9 protein-coding genes and 1 tRNA gene are annotated in these 6,433 nt (G+C 62.2%); 7 read left to right on the top strand and 3 right to left on the bottom strand.

Going from position 1 to position 6,433, the window contains the following annotated elements; translation table 11 throughout:
• The 4 genes from ACYVDE_RS12100 to ACYVDE_RS12085 form a co-directional block, all read left to right on the top strand.
• A partial coding sequence (locus ACYVDE_RS12100; RefSeq protein ID WP_460501803.1) for a hypothetical protein occupies positions 1 to 192 on the top strand: 192 nt, incomplete at its 5' end.
• Positions 193 to 279: 87 nt separating this feature from the next.
• On the top strand, positions 280 to 564 hold the full coding sequence (locus tag ACYVDE_RS12095) for a putative quinol monooxygenase (RefSeq protein ID WP_460501802.1): 285 nt from the start codon (positions 280 to 282) through the stop codon (positions 562 to 564).
• A 36-nt stretch (positions 565 to 600) separates the two neighbouring features.
• Complete coding sequence (locus ACYVDE_RS12090; protein WP_460501801.1) at positions 601 to 1,140, top strand: iron-sulfur cluster co-chaperone HscB C-terminal domain-containing protein; 540 nt, start codon at positions 601 to 603, stop codon at positions 1,138 to 1,140.
• Between the two features lie 37 nt (positions 1,141 to 1,177).
• Positions 1,178 to 1,259 (top strand) — tRNA-Leu (locus tag ACYVDE_RS12085).
• Positions 1,260 to 1,352: 93 nt separating this feature from the next.
• Here the strand turns inward: ACYVDE_RS12085 and ACYVDE_RS12080 are convergent.
• Genes ACYVDE_RS12080 through ACYVDE_RS12070 form a run of 3 tightly spaced genes read right to left on the bottom strand, consistent with a single transcriptional unit; the run spans position 1,353 to position 2,274 of the window.
• Positions 1,353 to 1,679 carry a hypothetical protein gene (locus tag ACYVDE_RS12080; protein WP_460501800.1) on the bottom strand — a complete coding sequence of 109 codons (327 nt, stop codon included), beginning with the start codon at positions 1,677 to 1,679 and terminating at the stop codon, positions 1,353 to 1,355.
• Between the two features lie 20 nt (positions 1,680 to 1,699).
• Complete coding sequence (locus tag ACYVDE_RS12075) at positions 1,700 to 1,903, bottom strand: hypothetical protein (RefSeq protein ID WP_460501799.1); 204 nt, start codon at positions 1,901 to 1,903, stop codon at positions 1,700 to 1,702.
• A 50-nt stretch (positions 1,904 to 1,953) separates the two neighbouring features.
• Entirely contained in the window at positions 1,954 to 2,274 is a 321-nt protein-coding gene (locus tag ACYVDE_RS12070; protein ID WP_460501798.1) for a hypothetical protein, read from the bottom strand.
• 265 nt (positions 2,275 to 2,539) lie between these two features.
• On the opposite strand from ACYVDE_RS12070, the gene gndA reads away from it, so the two are divergent.
• The 3 genes from gndA to ACYVDE_RS12055 all read left to right on the top strand — a co-directional run.
• Positions 2,540 to 3,802, top strand: coding sequence for an NADP(+)-dependent, decarboxylating phosphogluconate dehydrogenase (gndA, locus tag ACYVDE_RS12065; RefSeq protein WP_460501797.1), 1,263 nt, complete (start codon positions 2,540 to 2,542; stop codon positions 3,800 to 3,802).
• A 90-nt stretch (positions 3,803 to 3,892) separates the two neighbouring features.
• Positions 3,893 to 5,455 carry a RagB/SusD family nutrient uptake outer membrane protein gene (locus ACYVDE_RS12060; protein WP_460501796.1) on the top strand — a complete coding sequence of 521 codons (1,563 nt, stop codon included), beginning with the start codon at positions 3,893 to 3,895 and terminating at the stop codon, positions 5,453 to 5,455.
• A gap of 162 nt (positions 5,456 to 5,617) precedes the next feature.
• Positions 5,618 to 6,433 (top strand): hypothetical protein (locus ACYVDE_RS12055; protein ID WP_460501795.1); only part of this gene is annotated, 816 nt, incomplete at its 3' end.

Raw genomic sequence — 6,433 nt, 5'->3', positions numbered from 1 at the left:
GACGCCACGCCCCTCCGCCTCACGCTGAGCAACATGCTGGGCCGGGTAGTGCTGGCCCCTGTTCCGGCCACGCGGGCGGCACTGGCCGAGCAACTCAGTAGCTTCCTGCGCCAGGCCGCGCCGGGCGTGTACGTGGTGTCGCTGACGGGTCCTGATGGCGTGCCGCAGCGCCTGCGCGTGGTACGCGAGTAAGCGCAATTGAAGATGATGAAAAAAGCCCCGGCCGCCCTCGCGGAGCCGGGGCTTTCTACTTTTGCGCCTTCAACTCCCCTACCGCTAATGCTCATCCGCATCGTTCGCATGACTTTCGACCCGGCGCAGGTGCCGGCGTTTCTGGCCCTGTTCCGCGCCACCGAGCAGCGCATCCGGCAGCAGCCGGGCTGCCACTTTTTGGAGCTGTGGCAGGATGCCGACAACCCCGCCATCTATTGCACCCACAGCCACTGGGATGACGCAGCCGCTCTGAACGCCTACCGTAAGTCCGCGTTGTTTGGGGACGTATGGCCGGCTACCAAGCGGCTGTTTTCCGCGCCGCCCGTGGCTTTTTCGGTGCAACCGGCGTAGTACCGTATTCGCTTTCTGACTAAATACCCGTTTGCTATGTCGCCTGATTACTTCGCCTTCTACGGCCTGCCTGAGTCCTTCCGCCCCGACGAGGCTGCCCTCAAGCGCCTCTACTACACCAAGAGCCGCGAAACCCACCCCGACTTCCACGCCACCTCCTCGCCCGAGAACCAGGCCGAGATGCTGCGCCAGGCCACCCTCAATACCGATGCCTACCGCACCCTCTCGCACCCCGACCAGCGCATGGCCTACCTGCTGCGCCAGCACGGCCTGCTGGAAGAAGGCAAGCAGGAGCAACTCCCGCCCGACTTTCTGATGGACATGATGGACCTGAACGAGCAGCTGATGGAGCTGGAGATGGAACCCGATGCCTCCGTACAAGCCACCGTAACCGCCGAAGTAGCCGCCATTTCTGAAACGCTCGACGCTGGCATCGAGCCTGTTCTCGCTGGCTATGAGCAGCTCCCGCCCGACCACCGCCCGGCCGCGCTCCAGCAAATCCGCACTTACTACCTAAAAAAACGGTATCTGTTGCGCATCCAGCAACAGCTAGCTACCTTTGCAGCCCGCTCCTGATACCGGCAGAGCGGATTTGTTCTGAAAAGCTCATCCTGCCCGGATGGCGGAACCGGTAGACGCGTTGGTCTCAAACACCAATACCGCAAGGTGTGCCGGTTCGACTCCGGCTCCGGGTACTTAATAATCGAAAGCCGGCCTTTCTCATTCGCGAGAGAGGCCGGCTTTTTTGTTGTACCCGGAGCCGAGATTGAACCGGCAATTGTTACTGACTACCAGAATAGCAGCTTTATTACCGAAGCTATTAGTGAGAAGGAATGTAACCCGACAGCAATCCACAGGGAAAACGTAAGCCACTTCTCGCTAAACTGCCGCTGCCGGTACGGGATTAAAGCAGCTAAAGCGCCAAGAACGAAACTGAAGAATTGAATGCTGACAAGAAAAGTGGTCAGCACCGCTTTCCGCATTTCCGGACTGCGTGCAGCTATTATTTCACCACTGAGTTGATGACCGTTACCGGCGGCCAAGTTACCGAATAGAATATTTAAACCTGCTAGGCTGGCAATGATGATAAGCTGGCGTTTGGTAGTGGTGTGCATACTATAAATCTACGCTCCCCCTACCGCTTCTCCCACCGGGCCGAAAACTCCTGCTTGCTGCAATACATGTACTGCTGCGACACTGGGTTGATAATGACGATTTCGGCCGGGCGCTCATCGTCGGCGGGACTGAGGGCTAGCTCCAATTCGTATTCCTGGCCGTTGCGAAAGCCCGCGTAGCCGTCCATGCCGCGAAACGCATATTTCTTTTTCTGAAATTCCATGCGGCAAAGGTAGGGGCGCGGCTCCCGGCCACCCCTACCTCGCTGGCTGGTTAAATTCCCGTTTCGAGAGGGCTGGGCGCGATGAGGCCGGCGGCGGTATCCGCTTCCACAGGGGCATAGTTGGACTCGAACAGGCGGTGCTGGCACACGTGCAGCTCGCCGTCGGGCTCGGTAATAATCCAGTCGCTGGCAAACACCGTGAGGATGCCCTTGCGGGTGTGCACGTAGGCGTGGGGCGGCACGGGTAGCAGGCCGCCGCCGCCGGGGTGGCCCGCCGATTCGGCGCTCACCCCCGGCAGTTCCTGGCCCGGGAACCACTGCGTGGCCTCAACGGGCCGGGACCCGGGCGTATGTCGAATAAAGTAAGGCATATAGCAAACAGTAGCACGGCGGGCCTTTTGCTCAGCAGCCGCCAAAATACCTAGGCAAGGTGCAGCCCCGATGGTGAATGTTGAATGAGGGCAACGGTATCGCCCCTCCGGACCGTACATTGGGCGCGGCATGGCCCACGCGACTTCTTTCGCCTACCAAAAACCGGCCGCGACGGCCAACATTGGAGGGGCGCGGAGGCTTATAGGGCCGCGGCGCGCCCCTTTTCCTGCTTCCTGACACCTTATTTCTTTCAACGCTTTCCCGATGAGCAATCCTCCCTCCCGCCCTTCCTTTGGCATGATTGGCCTTGGCACGATGGGCCGCAACCTGCTGCTGAACCTGGCCGACCACGGCTTCCCGGTTTCGGGCTACGACAAAGACGCCACCAAAGTGGCCCTGCTGGCCGAAGAAGGCCAGGGCAAGCCCGTGACGGGCTACGCCGACCTGGCCAGCTTCGTGGGCAGCCTGCAAACGCCCCGCGCCGTGATGCTGCTCGTGCCCGCCGGCCCCATCGTGGATGCCGTGGTGGCCGAGCTCACGCCCGTGCTCGCCCCCGGCGACCTCATCATCGACGGCGGCAACTCGCATTTCACCGACACCGAGCGTCGCGCCAAGTCGCTGGCCGAAAGCGGCTTCCACTTCTTTGGCATGGGCGTGAGCGGCGGCGAGGAAGGCGCCCGCTTCGGCCCGAGCATGATGCCCGGCGGCGACAAAGCGGCCTACGGCGTGGTGCAGCCCATGTTCGAGGCCATTGCCGCCAAAGTAAATGGCGAGCCCTGCGTGACGTACATCGGCCCCGGCGCGGCCGGCCACTTCGTGAAGATGGTGCACAACGGCATCGAGTATGGCCTGATGCAACTCATTGCTGAAACCTACGGCCTGCTGAAAACCGGCCTGGGCATGGACAACGCGGCCATCGGCGAGGTATTCGCGCAATGGAACGCGGGCCGGCTGCAAAGCTTCCTGCTTGATATCACGAAGGACATCTTCAAATTCAAAGCCCCCGATACCGACCACCTGTTGCTCGACGACATCAAGGACGAGGCGCGGGCCAAGGGCACTGGCAAGTGGACCTCGCAGGTAGCCATGGACTTGGAAACGCCCCTGCCCACCGTGGACATGGCCGTGGCCCTGCGCGATTTGTCGAAGTACAAAGCCCTGCGCGAGCAGCTGCAGGGGCAGTACGGCCCGGCGGCCGGTGCGCTGCCCGGCGTGGAGCGCGCGGCCTTCGTGGCGCAGCTCGAGCAGGCGTTTTACTTCAGCATGGCCATCACCTATGCCCAAGGCATGCAGTTGCTGAGCCGCGCTTCGACCGAATACAAGTATGAGCTGAACCTGGCCGAAATTGCCAAAATCTGGCGCGGGGGATGCATCATCCGCTCGGGCTTCCTGACGGAGATTTACAACGCCTACCAGCACACGCCCGACCTGGCCCACTTGCTGCTCGATGAGCAGGTGGGCAACGTGGTGAGCGGCAACGTGCCCGGCACCCGCGGCGTGGACATGGGCCTGCGTGTGAATTTTTAATCCCTGTATTCGGTATTGGGAATCTGGCAATTAAATAGTCCGTCTAGCTGCCAGCCGATGACCACCTTCCGACTACCAAATTCTAGCAAGATGAACCTCCAACGATACATTCTGGGCCTGGGCCTGCTGCTAAGTCTGCCCGCCCTCACCGCGTGCGAGAAGTACCTCGACGTGAACAACAACCCCAACAACCCGGTGGCTTCCACGCCGAACTTCCTGCTGCCGGGCATTATTTCCAACGGCATTCAAACGCAGATGTTCACGGCGCTGCGCACGCCTTACATCACGCAGTACGTGGTGAGCCGCACGGCCAACAGCGGTGGCAACGACCAATACTTCTTCACCAACGCCCAAAGCACCAACACGTTCAACTACTCGTACTTCCAGTCGGGCGGCAACATTCCGGTGATGCAGAAGGCGGCCGTGGCCGAGGGCTCGCCCTACTACGTGGGTGCGGGCAAGATTATGCAGGCCCTGATTCTGGCCCACGCCACCGACATGCTGGGCAACATTCCGTACTCCGAAGCCTACCAGGGCGGGGCCAACTACACGCCCAAGTACGACTCGCAGCAGCAGATTTACGCCACCATCAACCAGCTGCTCGACGAGGGCCTGGTGGAGATGCAGAAGCCGGCCAGCGCCAACTTCCGCCCCCTCTACAGCACCTCGCCCAGCGAAAGCGGCGACATCCTCTACAAGGGCGACCCGGTGAAGTGGCAGCGCCTGGCCTACGCCCTGAAGGCCCGCCAGGCCCAGCACCTCACCAAAAAAGGCAGCTACGACCCCAACGCCGTGCTGGCCCTGTGCGCGCAGGCCTTCAAGTCGTCGGCCGATGATGCGCAACTGCAGTTCCAGACGGCCGTGGCCCCGCTGGCCAACACCACCAACATTTTCGGGCCCACCCGCGCCAACTTCGGCGGGGCCACGTTCTCGCTCAACTTCATCAAGTACATCAACGGCACCACGTTTCCGGGCGTGGTCGACCCGCGCTTCGGCGTGATGACGCCCACCACCAGCACCGGCGCGGCCCCCGGCGCCGGCACGCCCAGCACGGCCAACCTCACGCCCGGCTCCACGCTCAGCGACTTCTACGGCGGCTGGTACGCCCGCGACCTGGGCTACTTTGAGGTGATTACCTACCACGAGGTGAAGTTCATCGAGGCCGAGGCCTACTTCCGCGCCGGCAACAAAACGGCCGCGCTGGCGTCGCTGAAGGAGGGCATCCGGGCGCACATCCGCAAGATGAGCGCCGGCGGCACGTTCTCGCCGCCGTCGGTCACGTTCCCGGCCATTACCTCGGCCCAGATTGAGGCGTACGTGGCCAGCGCGGCCGTGCCCCAGACCGAAGCCGCCCTCACGCTGCGCTCTATCATGGAGCAGAAATACATTGCCATGTTCCTGAATCCGGACTCGTGGTCGGACCTGCGCCGCCTCGATTTCGACCCCACCATCTACGTCAACTTCCAGTACCCGATTTACTCGTCGGGCAACGGGCCGCTGAAGGGCAACTACCCGCGCCGCATGCTGCCGGGCGCCACCGAGCTGCAGTACAGCCCCAACGCCGTGGCCGGCAACTACGCCGAAGTGGGCCTGACCGTGGGCGCCGGCGACCAGGACTATGTGACCAAGCCACTGTGGTTCGACCAGCCGTGATTTTGCTTCTGTCATCCTGAGCGTAGCGAAGGAGCTTAGCACCGAAGAACGGCTTGCAGTCGTGTAATCGTTGTGAGCGTGATAAGGTCCTTCGCAGGCTCAGGATGACAGATGCATTGCTCTCTGCTCCTTGTCAACTGACATTTAATCGATATTCCTCCTATGAAACATATTTCCCGCGTCCGCGCCCTCTGGGGCGGGCTTCTGGCCCTGGCCCTGGTGGCTACCGGCTGTAAGAAAGAGCTCGACGACTATTACACGCTGCAAGGGCCGCAGTATCCAACGCTGCTCACTACCAACTCGCTGGGCAACGCCACCAAGTACGCCGTGGGCGAGGTGGTGACGTTTGAGCTGCAGTTTGCGCAGCAGACGGACCCCATCAAGCAGATTGTCATTCTGCAGAAAGTAGAGCCCGCCCGCGACTCGGCGGTGGTGCAAACCATCGCGTACGCGCCGGCCTACTCGCGCATCAAGCGCACCGACACGCTGGTGGTGCGCTACACCGTGCCCCCCGGCGACAACAAGTCCCTGGTGCGCGTCGATGCCCGCGTGGATAGCCAGAACGGCCAAAGCAAAGTCCGCAGCTTCTACTTCCGCCTGGCCGAAGCCACGCCCACCATCGTCATCAACTCGGGCCCGGTGAACGTGACCGTGCCCACCGCCACCGCCACCAGCGCCCCCGGCGACATCATCCGCTACAACGTGACGCTGAACAAGGGCGGCATTGGCAGCGCGCCACTGCCGCCGGCCACTACGGCCGTGCCCGCCGGCATTTTGTATAAAGACATCGACAGCTTGGTGGTGTATGCCAAATTCGGCACCACGCCTGAGCGCCGCGTGGTGCGCACCAAGCCCGCCTACCCCAGCACCGTGGCCAATGGCTCCGAACTCACCACCAACGTGGATGTGCCCCTGCCCGCGGGCAGCGCCGGCCAGCCCGTCACGCTCCGCTTCGAGGTGAAAGTGCGCATTCCCGCC

The sequence above is a fragment of the Hymenobacter agri genome (assembly GCF_054778495.1).
This window is presented reverse-complemented; position numbering and strand designations above follow the sequence as displayed.

Bases quoted from the DNA above. Each gene is read 5' to 3' on its own strand.
- ACYVDE_RS12095 (WP_460501802.1), top strand. From the start codon at position 280: ATGCTCATCCGCATCGTTCGCATGACTTTCGACCCGGCGCAGGTGCCG.
- gndA (WP_460501797.1), top strand. From the start codon at position 2,540: ATGAGCAATCCTCCCTCCCGCCCTTCCTTTGGCATGATTGGCCTTGGC.
- ACYVDE_RS12075 (WP_460501799.1), bottom strand. From the start codon at position 1,903: ATGGAATTTCAGAAAAAGAAATATGCGTTTCGCGGCATGGACGGCTAC.
- ACYVDE_RS12080 (WP_460501800.1), bottom strand. From the start codon at position 1,679: ATGCACACCACTACCAAACGCCAGCTTATCATCATTGCCAGCCTAGCA.
- ACYVDE_RS12090 (WP_460501801.1), top strand. From the start codon at position 601: ATGTCGCCTGATTACTTCGCCTTCTACGGCCTGCCTGAGTCCTTCCGC.
- ACYVDE_RS12060 (WP_460501796.1), top strand. From the start codon at position 3,893: ATGAACCTCCAACGATACATTCTGGGCCTGGGCCTGCTGCTAAGTCTG.
- ACYVDE_RS12070 (WP_460501798.1), bottom strand. From the start codon at position 2,274: ATGCCTTACTTTATTCGACATACGCCCGGGTCCCGGCCCGTTGAGGCC.